The organism is Streptococcus sp. 2342 (assembly GCF_013276795.1).
Lineage (GTDB): Bacteria > Bacillota > Bacilli > Lactobacillales > Streptococcaceae > Streptococcus.
Map to the genome: position 1 here is coordinate 52,614 of NZ_VMLR01000001.1, position 18,760 is coordinate 71,373.

The 18,760-nt window shown below is 38.9% G+C and carries 19 protein-coding genes and 2 pseudogenes; all 21 read left to right on the top strand.

The window, feature by feature from the left end; genetic code table 11:
• The first annotated feature begins 224 nt into the window (after positions 1-224).
• The 21 genes and pseudogenes from HT689_RS09930 (at position 225) to HT689_RS00350 (ending at position 18,735) form a co-directional block, all read left to right on the top strand.
• On the top strand, positions 225-416 hold the full coding sequence (locus tag HT689_RS09930) for a hypothetical protein (RefSeq protein ID WP_341774808.1): 192 nt from the start codon (positions 225-227) through the stop codon (positions 414-416).
• A gap of 30 nt (positions 417-446) precedes the next feature.
• Positions 447-659: a hypothetical protein gene (locus HT689_RS09560; RefSeq protein ID WP_166731705.1), complete on the top strand. Its 213-nt coding sequence runs from the start codon at positions 447-449 to the stop codon at positions 657-659.
• Positions 660-700: 41 nt separating this feature from the next.
• On the top strand, positions 701-919 hold the full coding sequence (locus tag HT689_RS09935) for a hypothetical protein (RefSeq protein ID WP_341774809.1): 219 nt from the start codon (positions 701-703) through the stop codon (positions 917-919).
• 120 nt (positions 920-1,039) lie between these two features.
• Positions 1,040-1,731: pseudogene (locus tag HT689_RS00255) on the top strand (YjjG family noncanonical pyrimidine nucleotidase).
• 61 nt (positions 1,732-1,792) lie between these two features.
• Entirely contained in the window at positions 1,793-2,446 is a 654-nt protein-coding gene (locus HT689_RS00260; protein ID WP_173227049.1) for a uracil-DNA glycosylase, read from the top strand.
• Between the two features lie 9 nt (positions 2,447-2,455).
• Positions 2,456-2,920, top strand: a complete 465-nt coding sequence (locus HT689_RS00265) for an 8-oxo-dGTP diphosphatase (protein ID WP_001135768.1) — start codon at positions 2,456-2,458, stop codon at positions 2,918-2,920.
• Between the two features lie 12 nt (positions 2,921-2,932).
• On the top strand, positions 2,933-4,201 hold the full coding sequence (locus HT689_RS00270; protein ID WP_166731708.1) for a dihydroorotase: 1,269 nt from the start codon (positions 2,933-2,935) through the stop codon (positions 4,199-4,201).
• Positions 4,202-4,214: 13 nt separating this feature from the next.
• Positions 4,215-4,475 carry a hypothetical protein gene (locus HT689_RS00275; RefSeq protein WP_173227051.1) on the top strand — a complete coding sequence of 87 codons (261 nt, stop codon included), beginning with the start codon at positions 4,215-4,217 and terminating at the stop codon, positions 4,473-4,475.
• Positions 4,476-4,485: 10 nt separating this feature from the next.
• Complete coding sequence (gene pdrM, locus HT689_RS00280; protein WP_173227053.1) at positions 4,486-5,844, top strand: sodium-coupled multidrug efflux MATE transporter PdrM; 1,359 nt, start codon at positions 4,486-4,488, stop codon at positions 5,842-5,844.
• 395 nt (positions 5,845-6,239) lie between these two features.
• Positions 6,240-7,499, top strand: a complete 1,260-nt coding sequence (locus tag HT689_RS00285) for a UDP-N-acetylglucosamine 1-carboxyvinyltransferase (protein ID WP_173227055.1) — start codon at positions 6,240-6,242, stop codon at positions 7,497-7,499.
• A gap of 15 nt (positions 7,500-7,514) precedes the next feature.
• Entirely contained in the window at positions 7,515-8,066 is a 552-nt protein-coding gene (locus HT689_RS00290) for a GNAT family N-acetyltransferase (protein WP_173227057.1), read from the top strand.
• Positions 8,059-9,336 carry a CBS-HotDog domain-containing transcription factor SpxR gene (gene spxR / locus HT689_RS00295; protein ID WP_173227059.1) on the top strand — a complete coding sequence of 426 codons (1,278 nt, stop codon included), beginning with the start codon at positions 8,059-8,061 and terminating at the stop codon, positions 9,334-9,336. The genes HT689_RS00290 and spxR overlap by 8 nt, the downstream gene beginning before the upstream one ends.
• Positions 9,337-9,351: 15 nt before the next feature.
• Complete coding sequence (locus HT689_RS00300; protein ID WP_173251678.1) at positions 9,352-10,212, top strand: methionyl aminopeptidase; 861 nt, start codon at positions 9,352-9,354, stop codon at positions 10,210-10,212.
• 446 nt (positions 10,213-10,658) lie between these two features.
• Positions 10,659-12,812 (top strand): annotated as a pseudogene (locus HT689_RS09565) (DUF1542 domain-containing protein); the annotation flags it as partial.
• 426 nt (positions 12,813-13,238) lie between these two features.
• The gene (locus HT689_RS00320; RefSeq protein WP_173251698.1) at positions 13,239-13,655 is read left to right on the top strand and encodes a hypothetical protein; all 417 of its coding nucleotides are present in this window, start codon (positions 13,239-13,241) and stop codon (positions 13,653-13,655) included.
• A 229-nt stretch (positions 13,656-13,884) separates the two neighbouring features.
• Entirely contained in the window at positions 13,885-14,592 is a 708-nt protein-coding gene (gene ccdA2, locus HT689_RS00325; protein WP_173251676.1) for a thiol-disulfide oxidoreductase-associated membrane protein CcdA2, read from the top strand.
• A gap of 11 nt (positions 14,593-14,603) precedes the next feature.
• Positions 14,604-15,161, top strand: coding sequence for a thiol-disulfide oxidoreductase-associated lipoprotein SdbB (gene sdbB / locus HT689_RS00330; protein ID WP_173251673.1), 558 nt, complete (start codon positions 14,604-14,606; stop codon positions 15,159-15,161).
• Positions 15,162-15,257: 96 nt separating this feature from the next.
• A complete protein-coding gene (gene rlmD / locus HT689_RS00335; protein WP_173227149.1) occupies positions 15,258-16,616 on the top strand; it encodes a 23S rRNA (uracil(1939)-C(5))-methyltransferase RlmD in 1,359 nt (452 codons plus the stop codon).
• A gap of 222 nt (positions 16,617-16,838) precedes the next feature.
• Positions 16,839-17,405: a hypothetical protein gene (locus tag HT689_RS00340; protein ID WP_173227151.1), complete on the top strand. Its 567-nt coding sequence runs from the start codon at positions 16,839-16,841 to the stop codon at positions 17,403-17,405.
• Between the two features lie 321 nt (positions 17,406-17,726).
• The gene (locus HT689_RS00345) at positions 17,727-17,915 is read left to right on the top strand and encodes a hypothetical protein (protein ID WP_000179769.1); all 189 of its coding nucleotides are present in this window, start codon (positions 17,727-17,729) and stop codon (positions 17,913-17,915) included.
• A gap of 61 nt (positions 17,916-17,976) precedes the next feature.
• Positions 17,977-18,735, top strand: coding sequence for an ATP-grasp domain-containing protein (locus HT689_RS00350; protein ID WP_173227153.1), 759 nt, complete (start codon positions 17,977-17,979; stop codon positions 18,733-18,735).
• Positions 18,736-18,760 lie beyond the last annotated feature (25 nt).

Sequence of the window (18,760 nt, forward strand, 5' to 3'; positions counted from 1 at the left end):
TAGGTAACAAAGTGCTTTAAACGCAGTCGACGATTACTGATTAGAGAACTATCCTAACCATGCAACGTTAAAGAGGAGAAATCTTATGAAACTCGTATCACCAAATAATTATGCTGCTATTGAGTAAGAAGAGATGAGGTGTATTGATAGGGGATTATCTCTACATAAAGACGGGGGAATGTTACAGTAAACGTTGCCACTGCTTATTTTATGGGGAATTAAATATGTTTAAACTAAGTGATAAAGCCAGAATAATATTTGCTATTATAGGAGTAAGTTCCATATTGGTTAGTATGTATCTTATACCTTTTATTAAAACTGAGAATAAATTTTGGGAAATACTTTTATTTATATTAGGTGTATTGCTAATTGGAATTGCGTTACTAAGTCATAAAAAAAATAAATTTTGGAAATAGCGTTAGTGAGAAGGACAGGATAATAGTATTATGATGGTTGTCTTAATTTCAGTGGTTGTGGCATTTCTGTATTATGTAAGTGCAGAATATTTTAAGAATAGTTATATTGACTGTATACTATTTCTATCATTGCTGATTTCTCATTTGATATGGGATTACTATTTTTTGCCCATTGAAATTTTAGTGGCATTAAGTGGAGTAAATTTGCTGTCAAGATTATTCAAAAAAATGAGAAGTCAATAGATTTGTTAGTGGATTATAAAGATGAAAGGTAAAATTGGGATATTTTAAATGAAACATTTTTTTCTGGTATCGGAGAGATAAGATTTAGTAGTTATCTATTGTCTCTATGTGTAGGATTAGCCCCTCTTTTTTATATATATGTCATAGGTTTGGAAATGAGTTTTGTGAAGATAGTATTATCTATTTTGGGAGTCATATTTGTATGTATTTTAACTATTACTCGAATTTATAGGAGATTTTTCTATAATTCACTAGAATAGTATGGATTAGTTAATCAATTGGAACGATTATTCTTTGTGATACTATACCACTTTTAAGTTTTTACATTAAACAACTGGCTGAAGTGAAAGTTGTTTAATTTAGAAAGGAGAAACATTAAATTGAAATACAAATTCTTACTTTTCGACCTCGACAACACTCTTCTTGATTTTGATGCTGCTGAGGATGTGGCTTTGACGCAACTTCTAAAAGAAGAAGGGGTTGCAGATATTCAGGCCTACAAAGACTTTTACGTTCCCATGAACAAGGCTCTCTGGAAGGACTTGGAGCAAAAGAAAATTAGTAAACAAGAGCTGGTTAACACGCGCTTTTCTCGTTTATTTGCTCACTTTGGACAGGAAAAAGACGGTAGTTTTCTAGCCCAGCGTTACCAATTTTACCTTGCCCAACAGGGGCAAACTTTTTCAGGTGCTCATGAACTTTTAGATAGCCTCATCGAGCGTGATTATGAGCTGTACGCTGCGACAAATGGCATTACTGCCATTCAGACAGGACGTTTGGCTCAATCGGGTCTGGCACCATATTTCAATCAAGTCTTTATCTCTGAACAGCTGCAAACACAAAAACCTGATGCTCTCTTTTATGAAAAGATTGGTCAACAGATTGCTGACTTTAGTAAAGAAAAGACGCTGATGATTGGAGATTCCCTAACCGCCGACATTCAAGGTGGCAATAATGCTGGGATTGATACGATTTGGTACAATCCTCATCACCTCGAAAATCCCCACAAGCCCAGCCAACCTACGAAGTCCATTCTTATCAAGACTTGCTGGATTGTTTAGATAAACTGTAAAAAGTGGTTTAGATAGCCACTTTTTGCTATAATAGAGGCAGTAAAAATGAAGGAGTCGGCTATGGAACATTCGTCTTGGCATGCTTTGATTAAGGCGCAATTACCTGAGGGTTATTTTGGGAAAATCAATCAGTTTATGAATCAGGTCTATGCTCAGGGGACTATTTATCCACCCAAGGAAAAGGTTTTTCAAGCTCTCTTGACAACACCGCTTGAAGAAGTTAAGGTGGTGATTCTAGGACAGGATCCCTATCACGGGCCAGGTCAAGCGCAGGGCTTGAGTTTTTCTGTACCTGACTCTATTCCAGCTCCGCCATCCTTGCAAAATATCTTGAAAGAATTGTCAGATGATATCGGGGTTAAGAAATCTCATGATTTGACAGCTTGGGCTGAGCAAGGAGTCTTGCTTCTTAATGCTTGTTTGACTGTTCCTGCTGGACAAGCCAATGGTCATGCTGGTCAGATATGGGAGCTTTTTACAGATGCTGTGATTCAGGTGGTCAATCATCTAGATAGACCAGTCGTTTTTGTACTCTGGGGAGCTTATGCACGTAAGAAGAAGGCCTTAGTTACCAATCCTCATCACTTGATTATCGAATCAGCCCATCCCAGTCCTTTGTCAGTTTATAGAGGATTTTGGGGTTCCAAGCCTTTTTCCAAGGTAAATACATTCTTAAAAGAAACAGGACAAGAGCCAATCGATTGGCTTAGATAAGGAGAAAATATGCCTCAGTTAGCGACGATTTGCTACATTGATAACGGGAAAGAATTGCTTATGCTCCATCGTAATAAGAAACCCAATGATGTCCATGAAGGGAAATGGATTGGTGTGGGTGGTAAGCTAGAGCGAGGAGAGACGCCTCAGGAATGCGCTGCGCGTGAAATCCTCGAAGAGACAGGACTGAAAGCCAAGCCAGTTCTAAAAGGTGTCATCACTTTTCCTGAATTTACACCAGATTTAGACTGGTACACCTATGTTTTTAAGGTGACAGAGTTTGAAGGGGACTTGATTGACTGCAATGAGGGGACGCTGGAATGGGTTCCCTATGATGAAGTTTTGAGCAAGCCAACTTGGGAAGGGGATCACACCTTTGTTGAGTGGCTTTTAGAGGATAAACCCTTCTTTTCAGCCAAGTTTGTTTATGATGGGGATAAATTGTTGGATACCCAAGTTGATTTCTATGAATAAAGGAGAAAGCAGATGCTACTAATCAAAAACGGTCGTGTAATGGATCCCAAGTCTGGTTTGGATCAAGTGTGTGATGTTCTAGTCCAAGATGGGAAAATTGTCAAAATTGATCCGGAAATCACGGAAGAAGGAGCAGAAATCTTAGAGGCTAGTGGTCTTGTGGTTGCTCCTGGCTTGGTCGATATTCATGTGCATTTCCGTGAACCTGGTCAGACCCACAAGGAAGATATCCATACGGGTGCCCTAGCAGCCGCTGCAGGTGGTTTTACAACTGTCGTCATGATGGCTAATACTAGTCCAACTATCTCGGATATAGAGACTTTGCAAGAAGTTCTCCAGTCAGCTGCCAAAGAGAAAATTAATGTCAAGACGGTTGCGACCATTACTAAGAATTTTAATGGGCAAGATTTGACTGACTTTAAAGCACTCTTAGAAGCTGGTGCGGTTGGTTTCTCAGACGACGGTATCCCACTTGAAAGCAGTAAAGTTGTCAAGGAAGCCATGGAGGAAGCTAAAAAGCTTAATACCTTTATTAGTCTTCATGAGGAAGATCCAGGTTTGAATGGAATTCTTGGCTTTAACGAAAATATTGCTAAAGAACATTTCCATATCTGCGGTGCGACTGGGGTGGCTGAGTATGCTATGATGGCGCGTGATGTCATGATTGCCTATGCAACCAAAGCCCATGTTCATATTCAGCATTTGTCTAAGGAAGAAAGTGTTAAAGTAGTGGAGTTTGCTCAAGGATTGGGAGTGCAAGTAACAGCAGAAGTAGCGCCACAGCATTTCTCCAAGACCGAAGCGCTCCTTTTGACACAAGGAAGCAATGCTAAGATGAATCCTCCTCTTCGTTTGGAATCAGATCGTCGTGCCGTGATTGAAGGTCTCAAGTCAGGTGTCATCACAGTTATTGCGACTGATCATGCGCCTCATCATGCAGATGAAAAAAATGTTGAGGATATTACCAAAGCGCCATCTGGTATGACTGGTTTGGAAACATCCCTATCTCTTGGCTTGACCTATTTGGTGGAAGCTGGTGAGTTGAGCTTGATGGAATTACTCGAAAAGATGACATACAACCCAGCCAAGCTTTACAATTTTGAAGCAGGTTACTTGGCTGAGAATGCTCCAGCAGACATCACTATTTTTGATGCTAAGGCTGACCGCCTTGTGGACTCCCATTTTGCTTCCAAAGCAGCTAATTCACCATTCATCGGTGAAACCTTAAAAGGGCAGGTTAAATACACCATCTGTAAGGGACAAATCGTCTATCAAGCTTGATAGGAGTTGGCATATGAATTATTTTCGAAAACGTAGGGAGAGACAAGCAAAATCTAATAGCGGAATTTACTGTCCCGCATCTAATCGTTCTAAAATTCAATATGAAACTAAAGAAAAAGCTGATCATGCGGTTCAATATGATAATGGAGGTTTAGTTAGAAGCTATTATTGTCGTACATGTGCGTGTTGGCATACTACTTCAAAATCTAATAACCCTCCGATAAGTTTGAAAAACTATGGTCTGAAACTCTTTGGTTTAGATAAATCAGAATAGAAAGAGAAGTATGTATAAGACAAAGTGTTTACGAGAGAAGTTAGTATTATTTTTAAAAATTTTCTTCCCAATCCTGATCTACCAATTTGCCAATTATTCTGCCTCTTTTGTTGACACTGCAATGACAGGTCAATACAATACTATGGATTTGGCTGGTGTGTCTATGGCAACCAGTATCTGGAATCCTTTCTTTACATTCCTAACAGGAATTGTGTCGGCCTTGGTGCCCATCATTGGTCACCATCTTGGTCGAGGCAAACAGGAAGAAGTTGCATCTGATTTTTACCAGTTCATCTATCTGGCCTTGGGTCTATCTGTGGTCTTGCTGGGACTGGTAGTTTTCCTGGCACCACCCGTTTTAAATCATATCGGACTAGAAGTACCAGTGGCAGCAGTAGCGGTTCGCTATCTCTGGTTTTTATCTATCGGGATTATCCCCTTGTTGCTCTTTAGTGTCATTCGTTCCTTGCTGGATTCGCTGGGCTTGACCAAACTGTCTATGTATCTCATGCTTTTGTTACTTCCTCTCAATAGTGGATTTAACTATCTTTTGATTTACGGGGCCTTTGGTGTTCCAGAACTGGGAGGTGCTGGTGCTGGTTTAGGGACTTCTTTGGCCTACTGGGTCTTGTTGGGAATTTCTGTTCTGGTTTTATTTAAACAGGAGAAGCTCAAAGACTTACACCTTGAGAAAAGAATTCCACTTAATATGGATAAAATCAAGGAAGGAGTTCGTTTAGGTCTGCCTATTGGGGGGACTGTCTTCGCGGAAGTAGCTATCTTTTCCGTGGTTGGCTTGATTATGGCTAAGTTCTCGTCCTTGATTATCGCTAGCCACCAGTCAGCCATGAACTTTTCAAGTCTCATGTACGCCTTTCCTATGAGTATCTCATCGGCTATGGCGATAGTCGTGTCTTATGAAGTGGGAGCCAAGCGATTTGATGATGCGAAAACCTATATTGGTCTAGGAAGATGGACAGCCCTTATTTTTGCGGCCTTCACCTTATCTTTCCTTTACATTTTTAGGGGAAATGTGGCTAGTCTTTATGGGAACGATCCAGAATTTATCGATTTGACAGCACGCTTTTTAACTTATAGTCTTTTCTTCCAGTTAGCAGATACTTTTGCGGCACCGCTCCAGGGAATTTTACGGGGCTATAAGGATACAGTTATTCCTTTTTACCTTGGTTTGGTTGGTTACTGGGGGGTGACACTCCCAGTAGCTATGGTATTCGACTCTCTAACAGATTTTGGAGCTTATTCTTACTGGATTGGTTTGATTATTAGTCTAATCGTGAGTGGGGCGCTCTACCGTTGGCGTTTAACGGTGATTATGAAGAGATTTGAATCTTTAGCAAAATATAAATGATAAAAAGTTTGTGAAAAAATATTCTTAGCAAGAAAATCCCTTATTCCTATAGGGTTTTCTTTTTTATTTTGTGAAATTTTCTTTAGAAAAACTTTGACGGTATTTTCCAAAAACGGTAAAATAGTAAGGTAAGAAGAAAGTTAGAAAGGCAAAAAGATGTCAACTTTAGATAAAAATAGAAAATCTAATTTTGGGGGTATTTTATAATTCTTAATTTAGGCTTTTTTAGTATCAAAAGATGTTTCATAAAATATAGACTCAATCTTTCAACTTAATCCTATTTATTACTTACTATCTACAATAAAATTGAAAAGGATGGAAAAAAGGTTGCATTTATGATATAATTTATTTTAAAGACCTTATTAGAAATCTTGAAAGAGTATTGAAAACTTAGAATGAGAAAAATTGTTATCAATGGTGGATTACCACTACAAGGTGAAATCACTATTAGTGGTGCTAAAAATAGTGTTGTGGCCTTAATTCCGGCTATTATCTTGGCTGATGATGAGGTGACTTTGGATTGTGTTCCAGATATTTCGGATGTAGCGAGTCTTGTCGAAATTATGGAATTGATGGGAGCTACTGTTAAGCGTTATGATGATGTCTTGGAGATTGATCCAAGAGGTGTTCAAAATATTCCAATGCCTTATGGTAAAATTAACAGTCTTCGTGCATCTTACTATTTTTATGGGAGCCTCTTAGGCCGTTTTGGTGAAGCGACAGTTGGTCTACCGGGAGGATGTGATCTTGGTCCTCGTCCGATTGACCTACACCTTAAGGCTTTTGAAGCTATGGGTGCCACTGTTAGTTACGAGGGAGATAACATGAAGTTATCTGCTAAAGATACAGGACTTCATGGTGCAAGTATTTACATGGATACGGTTAGTGTAGGGGCAACGATCAATACGATGATTGCTGCGGTTAAAGCGAATGGTCGTACTATTATTGAAAATGCAGCCCGTGAACCTGAGATTATTGATGTTGCAACTCTCTTGAATAATATGGGTGCCCACATCCGTGGGGCAGGAACTAATATCATCATTATTGATGGTGTTGAAAGATTACATGGAACGCGTCATCAGGTGATTCCAGACCGCATTGAAGCTGGAACATATATATCTTTAGCTGCTGCAGTTGGTAAAGGAATTCGTATCAATAATGTTCTTTACGAACACCTGGAAGGATTTATTGCTAAGTTGGAAGAAATGGGAGTGAGAATGACTGTATCTGAAGACAGCATTTTTGTCGAGGAACAGTCTAATTTGAAAGCAATCAATATTAAGACAGCTCCTTACCCAGGCTTTGCAACTGATTTGCAACAACCGCTTACCCCACTTTTACTAAGAGCGAATGGTCGTGGTACAATTGTTGATACGATTTACGAAAAACGTGTAAATCATGTTTTTGAACTAGCAAAGATGGATGCGGACATTTCGACAACAAATGGTCATATTTTGTACACGGGTGGACGTAATTTGCGTGGAGCCAGTGTTAAAGCGACCGACTTAAGAGCGGGTGCAGCTTTGGTTATTGCTGGTTTGATGGCCGAGGGACAAACTGAAATTACCAATATCGAGTTTATCTTACGTGGTTATTCTGATATTATTGAAAAATTACGTAATCTAGGAGCGAATATTACACTTGTTGAGGATTAAACCGTAGAGGTGTTTATGAATATTTGGACCAAATTAGCAATGTTTTCTTTTTTTGAAACGGATCGCTTGTATTTGCGTCCTTTCTTTTTTAGTGATAGTCAAGACTTCCATGAGATAGCCTCAAATCCTGAAAATTTACAATTTATTTTCCCGACTCAGGCAAGTCTGGAAGAGAGTCAATATGCGTTGGCCAATTACTTTATGAAGTCCCCTTTGGGAGTATGGGCTATTTGTGACCAGAAAACTGAAAAAATGATTGGTTCTGTTAAGTTTGAAAAGTTAGATGAAATCAAAAAAGAAGCTGAGCTTGGCTATTTTTTGAGAAAAGATGCTTGGTCGCAAGGATTTATGACAGAGGTTGTTAGAAAAATTTGTCAACTTTCTTTTGAAGAATTTGGCTTAAAACAATTATCCATCATTACCCACCTTGAAAATGAAGCTAGTCAACGGGTTGCCCTTAAGTCTGGATTTCGATTGATTCGTCAGTTTAAAGGAAGTGATCGCTATACAAGGAAAATGCGGGATTATCTTGAGTTTCGCTTTGTAAAGGGAGAAGTTAATGAGTAAACACCAAGAAATTCTAAGCTATTTGGAAGAATTACCCGTTGGTAAAAGGGTCAGTGTTCGTAGTATTTCAAATCATCTGGGAGTCAGTGATGGAACGGCTTATCGCGCTATCAAGGAAGCTGAAAACCGTGGAATTGTAGAGACTCGTCCAAGAAGTGGTACTATACGTGTTAAATCTCAGAAAGTTGCTATCGAAAGATTAACTTTTGCTGAGATAGCAGAAGTGACTTCTTCTGAGGTTCTGGCTGGGCAAGAAGGTTTAGAGAGAGAATTTAGTAAGTTTTCAATCGGTGCTATGACCGAACAAAATATTTTGTCTTACCTTCATGATGGGGGACTCTTGATTGTTGGAGACCGTACCCGTATCCAACTGTTAGCACTTGAAAATGAAAATGCCGTTCTGGTTACAGGGGGATTTCAGATTCATGATGATGTTCTTAAACTGGCCAATCAAAAAGGAATTCCAGTTTTAAGAAGCAAACATGACACTTTCACTGTCGCGACCATGATCAATAAAGCCCTGTCAAATGTCCAAATCAAGACTGATATTCTGACAGTTGAGAAACTTTACCGTCCGAGTCATGAGTATGGTTTTCTAAGAGAAACCGATACAGTCAAAGATTATTTGGATTTGGTTCGTAAGAATCGTAGCAGTCGTTTCCCAGTCGTTAATCAACACCAAGTGGTTGTTGGGCTTGTTACTATGCGTGACGCAGGAGACAAGTCTCCCAGCACGACGATTGACAAGGTGATGACGCGCAGTATCTTCGTAACAGGGTTAGCGACCAATATTGCCAATGTGAGTCAACGAATGATAGCAGAAGACTTTGAAATGGTACCGGTTGTCCGAAGCAATCAAACTTTACTTGGCGTTGTAACTAGACGAGATGTCATGGAGAAGATGAGCCGTTCTCAAGTTTCTGCTCTACCAACTTTTTCTGAGCAGATTGGTCAAAAACTCGCTTATCACCATGATGAAGTCGTCATTACAGTGGAACCCTTTATGCTTGAGAAAAACGGAGTTTTAGCTAACGGTGTATTGGCGGAGATACTGACTCACATGACCCAAGATTTAGTTGTGAATAGTGGTCGCAATCTCATCATCGAGCAAATGCTGATCTACTTTTTGCAGGCTGTTCAGATAGATGATATACTGCGCATTCAAGCACGCATTATCCACCATACTAGACGATCAGCTATTATTGATTACGATATTTATCATGGTCATCAGATTGTTTCAAAAGCAAATGTGACCGTTAAAATTAATTAGAAACTAGGAGAAAAGATGATAACATTAAAATCAGCTCGTGAAATCGAAGCTATGGACAAGGCTGGTGATTTTCTAGCAAGTATTCATATCGGCTTGCGTGATTTGATTAAGCCTGGCGTAGATATGTGGGAAGTTGAAGAATACGTTCGCCGTCGTTGCAAGGAAGAAAATTTCCTTCCACTTCAGATTGGGGTTGACGGTGCCATGATGGACTATCCTTATGCTACCTGTTGCTCTCTTAATGATGAAGTGGCTCACGCTTTCCCTCGTCACTACATCTTGAAAGATGGTGATTTGCTCAAGGTTGACATGGTTTTGGGAGGTCCAATTGCCAAATCTGACCTGAATGTCTCAAAATTAAACTTCAACAATGTAGAGCAAATGAAAAAATACACCCAGAGCTATTCTGGTGGCCTAGCAGACTCTTGTTGGGCTTATGCTGTTGGTAAACCGTCCGATGAAGTGAAAAACTTGATGGATGTAACTAAAGAAGCTATGTACAAGGGGATTGAGCAAGCTGTTGTTGGAAACCGTATCGGTGATATTGGAGCAGCTATTCAAGAATATGCTGAAAGTCGTGGTTACGGTGTAGTGCGTGATTTGGTTGGTCATGGTGTTGGCCCAACCATGCACGAAGAACCAATGGTTCCTAACTATGGTATTGCTGGTCGTGGACTTCGTCTTCGTGAAGGAATGGTCTTAACTATTGAACCAATGATTAATACCGGTGACTGGGAAATTGATACAGATATGAAGACCGGCTGGGCCCATAAGACCATCGACGGTGGATTGTCATGTCAGTATGAACACCAATTCGTGATTACGAAAGATGGTCCTGTTATCTTGACTAGTCAAGGTGAAGAAGGAACTTATTAAAATAATCAAAACCAGATTGGAGAAAAAGTGGCTCTTTGGACAATTTTCGGAGAGCCGTTTTTTTTATTTGCTGAGTCTAGGATAGGTCTTTCTGGTGAAAGATGGTGAGATGAAGAGTCTCGCATGAATGTTATATAAATTTAAAATTTCTGAAAATAATGAAAAATATACTAAATTTACAAATAAGGAATCTCTAAATCCTTTAAAACAAACAACTTGCATATATATATATAATTATCGATTTTCTAAAACAAAGTGAGGTTGAAGGGAGGAGACTAAGTTGATATAATGAAGTGTTAGTAAACACTGGGCTTTTTTGTCATTTTTTCAAGATGAGAAAAGGCCATGTTTTCCTGTTTTTGTAGCGAGTTGATGCTTGCTCAAACATGGATAGATGTGCAAATACAGGGCAGAAAGAAAGGTAAAAAAACATGAAACAGTTTAAAATGAATGAGCGTCAACGCTTTTCTATACGCAAGTTTTCAATCGGAGCAGCCTCAGTCTTGCTAGGGTCTGTCTTTTTTGTGGCTAATCCAGCGACAGAAGTTCAGGCGGCGGAAGCAAGTACAGAAGTGATCAGTCAGGATGGAAATGCTAACACTGGGAATCCATCTGTCTTCCCCCCATCAGATACAAGCAGTCAAAATCCAAGCGTAGGACAAGCAGGAACTGAAGCAGAAACTCAAGGAACAGAGAAAAAAGAGCAAGATAGTCTAGTTGAAGGAACTGAACTAAAGAGTGTAAGTGAAGTAAAAAAATCGGAGAAATCAGGTGAAGAAAAAGTTGATGGAGGAACTAAACCTGTATCCGGTGAATTATCTACTGTGTCTGAGGTAGAAAAAGATAAAAAAGAAGCTCAACCAGAGTCGGAAGAAAAATCCTCAATTATCAAAGAAGAAGCTAACAGAGAAGATAAGATAGATCAATCTCAAGAAGAAGACGGGTATCAGTTATATGATAAATTGATAGATGCATCTAAAAGCTTGAAAGAATCCAATCCTGAGTCGGCAGCAGATTTTAAAAACTTAGCAGATACCATCAACGAAAAGTTAGGACTTTCAGACGACGGAAAGATTTCTGGAGAACTTGTCGAAAAAGCTCACAAGTTACTGGATGGTAATCAGATAGACAAAGCCGAAATAGAAGGAGCTAATAACTCTAGGAGAAGAGGAAAACGTGATACAGAATTGACGGATGTTCAGATTGGCTTAACTAAAGGTCAAGGATTTGATAGTTCTAATATTCGAGTAGTACCTCCGGGGCAGGGCTATATAGCAAAAAATTTACAAGTCAAAATAGTATCAAAAAATGAAAAAATTAAGGGAATTACAGTTGATACTACCAATTATCAGGGAGAAAATTTTTTTGACAAGCATACTAAGGACGGTATTAATACAAAACAAGCGACATTATCGTTTGAAGGGAGAACTCCTAAGGGAGAAGGTGTGATTAAGATAACCGTAACAGGAGAGAGTGGTAAGACTAAATCATTTAGTTTCGGCTACTACCAACCTCTTCAACAACCAACCATTACTGCTATTAATAGAACCCAAAATGATAATAATAAACCTGAGGTAAATATTACAGTTGCAAAGTATCTTTCTCTGCCAGGTGATAGCAAAATGAAAGTGTATCTTGTGCGTAATGGAGAGCAGTACGGAATCTATGATCAAGATTACCATAGGAGTGGTGGTAAGAAGGAAGGAGTAAATGCTTATCCATCTAATTATGAAATTATTGCAACCGCAGAGGTAGGTGAAAATGGGAAAGCAATAATTACTGCCGATAATTATGTGTCTGGGAAAGATATTGGTTCGGGTAAGGTAAAAGCTGTAACTGTCTTAGAGATGTCTGGGAAAGTTAATGATACCGATCCGGGTGATCGCGGTTCGTGGTTCAGTGACGAAGTGACAGTCCCAGTGTTAACACCACAGATTGATAGAAGTAGTGCGATTAAGGCTGTAGAAGATAAGTTGGGATTAGTAGAATCTGAAATTGGTAAACAGACAGCATTAGAAGAATCCGAGCGAACAGCAGCAATAGTTAAGGCTAAAGCGGAAGCTCAAAAAGCAAAAGATGAGATTAATAAAGCTAGTACAAATGATAGTGTAGGGCAGGCTAAAACTGCGGGCTTAGTCTCTCTTAGCAAAGAAGAAGCTTTAGCAGTTGTTGATAATACGTTACGAGCTAAAGATCAGACTATTTCAGATAATTCTGGCTTAACGACAGAAGAGAAAACAAAAGTTAAATCTTCTACAAAAGCAGCGGCTGATCATGCCAAAGAGGAAATTAATAAAGCTGATAAGAATACAGAAGAGTTAGTTTCTCAGGCTAAAACGGCAGGAGTAAGTGCTATTAACTCTGTAGCAATTCCAACAGAAACAGAAAAAGGCAAAGCGATTAAGGCTGTAGAAGTTGCTGCATTTGCTAAGAAAACAGAAATTTCGAATCGTTTTGATTTGACAAGTGAGGACAAGTCAAGAGCATTGCAACAGGTGGATCAAGAAGCCAAGGATGCTAAGACTGCTGTAGACAAGGGCGTAACAAATAAGGATGTAGAACAGGCAAAAGTGGCAGGAATCGATGCTATCAATAACATCAATCCACAACCATCTCCACGTCCACTTCCTACGCCTCAACCGCAACCTTCTACTCCTACTCAGCCAGACCAAGGAGCTACTGAGACTCCAACAGCTCCATCTGAGCCAGCTCCACAACCGTCTCAACCAACTGCTCCGGGTCAACCTGCAAGTCCTGCCCCAGTTCCAAGTTCAGCTCCGACTCAAGCTCCTAGAGTGGCAGCAAGTTCTTCAGCTAGCTCAACGAGCACGCAAGCTCCAGCTCAAGAGCAAGTCGACAAGTCTGAACTTCGTGCCTTGACTCAAGAGTTAGACCAACGCTTGAAAGCTTTGGCAACAGTATCTGATCCGAAAATCGATGCAGCAAAAGCTGTCCTCCTAGATGCTCAAAAAGCTCTGGAAGATAGTGCCTTGACAGAGCAAGGTCTGCGTACTGCAGTAGAGTCTGTGAAGGTTGCCTTGGACTCTCTCAAAGATGTGAAAGCAAATGCTAGCGACAGCAAGCCTACACAGGACAAGAAGGATGCCAAACAAGGAACGGAAGATAGTAAGGATTCAGATAAGATGGCTGAAACAAACTCAGTTCCAGCAGGAGTGATTGTGGCCAGTCTACTTGCCCTCCTAGGCGTGATTGCCTTCTGGTTGGTGCGTCGTAAGAAAGAGTCAGAAATCCAGCAATTAAGCACGGAATTGACAAAAGTTCTTGGACAGCTAGATGCAGAAAAAGCGGATAAAAAAGTCCTTGCCAAAGCCAAAAACCTTCTCCAAGAAACCCTTGATTTCGTGAAAGAGGAAAATGGCTCAGTAGAGACAGAAGCTAAACTAGTAGAGGAGCTTAAAGCAATCCTTGCCAAACTCAAGTAAAACATGATTTATGAAATGTCAAATCTAAAAGACGTTTCCGTTTACAAAAGCAGCGACGAGTAACCCTTGTCGTTGCTTTTTGGCTATTTTGGGGATAAGATCCGCCTTGACTAGCAAAAGAAAAGATTGGTCCAGTAGTGCCCGATCCGATTTTGCGTAGCAGAAAGCATACAAATTAAATTGAATATAGTAAAATAGGATTAGAAATCTTAAGAAAGTTGGTTCTTTATTGGAAACGCTAGTATTTTCAATCTCCGTTTTTTTAGCAGGGGTCTTGTCCTTCTTTTCTCCTTGCATTTTTCCACTTCTGCCAGTTTATGCTGGGATTTTATTGGATGATCAGGAAAGTGCAAAAAGTTTTTCCTTGTTTGGGAGAAAGGTTCTTTGGTCCGGTTTGATTCGAACGCTTTGCTTTATCGCAGGTATTTCTCTCATTTTCTTTATTCTAGGCTTTGGTGCTGGTTACTTTGGTCATATTCTCTATGCAAATTGGTTTCGATATGTCATGGGAACCATTATTATCATTTTGGGTCTTCACCAGATGGAAATTTTTCATTTTAAGAAATTAGAGGTTCAAAAAAGCTTTACTTTTAAGAAATCAGAAGCCAATCGTTATTGGTCGGCCTTTTTACTCGGTATTACCTTTAGCTTCGGTTGGACGCCATGTATCGGTCCAGTTTTAAGTTCTGTTTTAGCGCTTGCGGCTTCTGGAGGCAATGAGGCTTTGCAAGGAGCTATTTATACCTTGATTTACACTCTGGGGATGGCCATTCCTTTCTTGGTATTGGCGCTAGCTTCAGGAGTCGTGATGCCTTATTTTAGTAAAATCAAGCGTCATATGATGCTACTGAAGAAAATTGGTGGTTTCCTCATTATTTTAATGGGAATTTTGTTACTATTAGGACAAGTAAATGTCCTAGCTGGAATTTTTGAATAAAGGAGAAAAAAATGAAAAAAATTATGTTTGCTGGCTTAAGCCTCTTGTCATTAGTCGTATTGCTGGCTTGTGGTAAGGAAGAAACTAAAAAGACTCAAGCGGCACAACAGCCAAAGCAACAAACGACTGTACAACAAATAGCAGTCGGAAAAGAGGCTCCAGACTTTACCTTGCAATCCATGGATGGCAAAGAAGTTAAGTTATCTGATTATAAAGGTAAAAAAGTCTATTTGAAGTTTTGGGCTTCCTGGTGTGGTCCATGTAAGAAAAGTATGCCTGAGTTGATGGAATTAGCTGCAAAACCAGATCGTGATTTTGAAATTCTTAGTGTCATTGCACCAGGTATTCAAGGTGAAAAAACTGTCGAGCAATTCCCACAATGGTTCCAAGATCAAGGTTATAAGGATATCCCAGTGCTTTATGATACCAAAGCAACCACCTTCCAAGCTTATCAAATTCGAAGCATTCCTACAGAATATTTAATTGATAGCCAAGGAAAGATTGGAAAGATTCAATTTGGTGTTATCAGCAACGCAGATGCAGAAGCAGCTTTTAAAGCAATGAACTAGCATAGATAAAGAGAATCTGATTACAAATTTCATGGTATAATAGATGGTAACCGTAACGTTGCCGTCTTTTTTGTCGGCCAATAGAAAGAGAAGAGAATGTTAAAGAAAAATGATATTGTAGAAGTTGAAATTGTTGATTTGACACATGAAGGCGCAGGAGTTGCCAAGGTGGATGGTTTGGTATTCTTTGTCGAGAATGCTTTACCAAATGAAAAAATCCTCATGCGAGTTCTCAAGGTCAATAAAAAGATTGGCTTTGGGAAAGTTGAAGAATACCTTGTCCAGTCACCATATCGTAATCAAGATCTAGATTTGGCTTACCTGCGTTCAGGAATCGCGGATTTAGGTCATCTTGCCTATCCAGAACAGCTCAAATTTAAAACCAAGCAAGTTAAGGACAGTCTCTACAAGATTGCTGGAATTGCTGATGTAGAAGTTGCTGAAACTTTGGGTATGGAAAATCCAGTCAAGTATCGCAACAAGGCACAGGTCCCTGTTCGTCGAGTGAATGGTGTCTTGGAAACTGGATTTTTCCGTAAGAATTCCCACGACCTCATGCCACTGGAAGATTTCTTTATCCAAGATCCTGTGATTGATGAGGTAGTTGTAGCCCTACGCGACTTGCTCCGTCGTTATGATTTGAAACCTTATGATGAAAAGGAACAAGCTGGCTTGATTCGAAACCTTGTGGTGCGTCGTGGCCACTATTCAGGACAAATTATGGTTATTTTGGTAACAACTCGTCCCAAAGTTTTTCGTGTGGAGCAATTGATTGAACAACTAATCAAGCAGTTCCCAGACATTACGTCTGTTATGCAAAATATCAACGACCAGAACACCAATGCGATTTTTGGTAAGGAATGGCGCACCCTTTATGGACAAGACTATATTACCGACCAGATGTTGGGAAATGACTACCAAATCGCTGGACCAGCCTTTTACCAAGTTAATACAGAAATGGCTGAAAAACTTTATCAAACAGCTATTGACTTTGCTGAATTAAAAGAAGATGATGTGGTTATTGATGCCTATTCTGGTATCGGGACGATTGGTCTTTCTGTTGCGAAATATGTCAAGGAAGTCTATGGTGTTGAAGTCATTCCAGAAGCGGTTGAGAATAGCAAGAAGAATGCTCAACTGAACAATATTTCAAATGCCAACTATGTCTGTGACACAGCTGAAAATACTATGAAAAATTGGCTCAAAGACGGTATTCAACCAACCGTTATCTTGGTTGATCCTCCACGCAAGGGCTTGACAGAAAGCTTTATCAAGGCAAGTAGCCAAACAGGAGCTGATCGCATTGCCTATGTCTCATGTAATGTCGCAACCATGGCACGTGATATCAAACTCTACCAAGAATTGGGATACGAGTTAAAGAAAGTCCAGCCGGTGGATTTGTTTCCTCAAACGCATCATGTTGAGTGTGTGAGTTTGTTAGTGAAACGAAATTAATCCTCAAAAAGTTCATTGAACCTTTTGAGTCTGCCAATGGGATAGCTGTCGTAGAGTAAGAAGTTTACGACGAAACGATAGGGTAACAGCGAACCGCCGAGTATGTAGCCTTTAAATGATGTTTTAAGAAGGTAGAAAAAAGAATTTACTATATCCTAAGGGGAACTAATCAGTATTATATTCTGAAAAATCAATCTACGGATAATTTAGATGAGGTTATAAATGATTATATTAGAGTTATATCAAAATAATTATTCAAAAGATTTAGTCGCATTTGATTCCATAGAAGAGGGGAAAGCCTTTGTAGCTCAAATTCCGGGATACACTCTGGAAACAGAAGATGGTTTTGAAGTGGAGTATTTTAATTCTAAAAACATACCGGATTATATGGAAATTATTTTTAACGGAAATATTGTTCCTTTATCTAAATTTATGTTCGATCCTGAGGAAAATGTAGACATTATTTGGAAAGAGATTTCAAATTTATCCCTCAAAAATGATAGAGTGATCGAAGGATATTCAAAAATTGATGCATATATCGTTAACAACCATGAGGTTAAAGACTATGTCGAAACAAGAGAAGCGAGCTATCGTAAAACAAAAGATTACTTAGAGCGTAATGGATATGAAATCGACAGAAGCTTTTTCGGAAGTGAAGACGGTGAAGCGATTCTTTACAGAAAAAAAGGGAGCGAAGATTGGCACTTCTTGTGTCATTTAGACCCAATGTTTGTAGAAATTGAAGATGTAGAAGAATATGTAAAAGAAGAGGTGGGAGAGATTCAATAGTCAACCAAAGTTCCTTGTGAGTATATACCTTTGCTAGTAAAATCATCAAAACGTTGTAACGAAGGGGGTTAAGAAAATCCTTGAGTGTAAGCCTTTTTCTTGTTTAGAGGGAAAGTATTAGAGTAGCCGCTCATAATTTATACTAGATTTGATAACTTATTTGAGACAGATTTTATTTCTATAAATACTGTGAAAATTTTTTAATACCAAAGATTTAAAGTTACTGTGTTAAAAATCCTCTCCACTTTTAAACTAATGTATTATAAAAGCCAGTTGACACAAGTGTTACACCTGTGATAGAATTAACTTGAGGTAAAGTAAATGGCAACTGATAAAAATAGAATAATGATTAGCTTGGATGATAAAAATCTAGAGAAACTTGAAAATTTAGTAGAAGATGCTAGAGATAGAAGGGGAATGCGACTAACAAAGTCCCAGGTTATAGAATTACTCCTAAATACTGTTGATTATTTCGATGATATTATGGGAGCTATTTACTCAAAAAAATAAGAGCAAAAAGCTATTATTTTTTTACAAATAGGTGTAACACTAGTGATATAGGAGTGATGAAATGGTTGTTTATATTAGACAAAGCAAACTACCAAGTGAAGTTTCAATTAATAAGTACAATGCTCAAGTAGGTGCCTACTTACAAGGAGAAGAAGTTATTTTATATCAATCTTTTTCTGAAATAAAACAGTTAACAAGTGAAGATATAGTTGTAGATTATATAACGGAGACTAGAGCATTACTAAAAATGATGGGCTTAAACGTTCCGGTTTATGACTATCCTATTGAGCTTAAAGAGTTTTATGGTCGAAAGATTTATGCTGGTATTTTAGGAGAGATTGTAAATATACCTGATAATTGGGGAAAATTTATTAAGCCTAAAGCTGGTTCAAAAGTCTTTACTGGAAGAGTTGTTAATGGAACACATGATTTAATAGGTATTGGTCTACCTTTCGACTATCCTATATGGATTAGTGAAGTTGTAGAATTCATAGCAGAATGGCGGTGTTTTGTGTTAGATGGTCAAGTATTAGATGTTCGACCCTATACAGGTGATTATCATGCACATTTTGATGCAAGTGTAATTGATAAAGCCATATCATGTTGGAAAGATGCGCCAATAGCTTATGGACTAGATATCGGTGTTACTTGTGATGGCAGGACACTTGTTGTTGAAGTAAATGATGGTTATGCATTGGGAAATTATGGCCTATCTCCTTTAAACTCAATCAATTTTCATAAAGCTAGATGGAAAGAAATGGTAAAACCCTATTTTGAAAAAAATGAAATTTTTAAAATCCAACAGGACATTGTTTTCTAAAATAAATATGTAAGTTAACTAATAT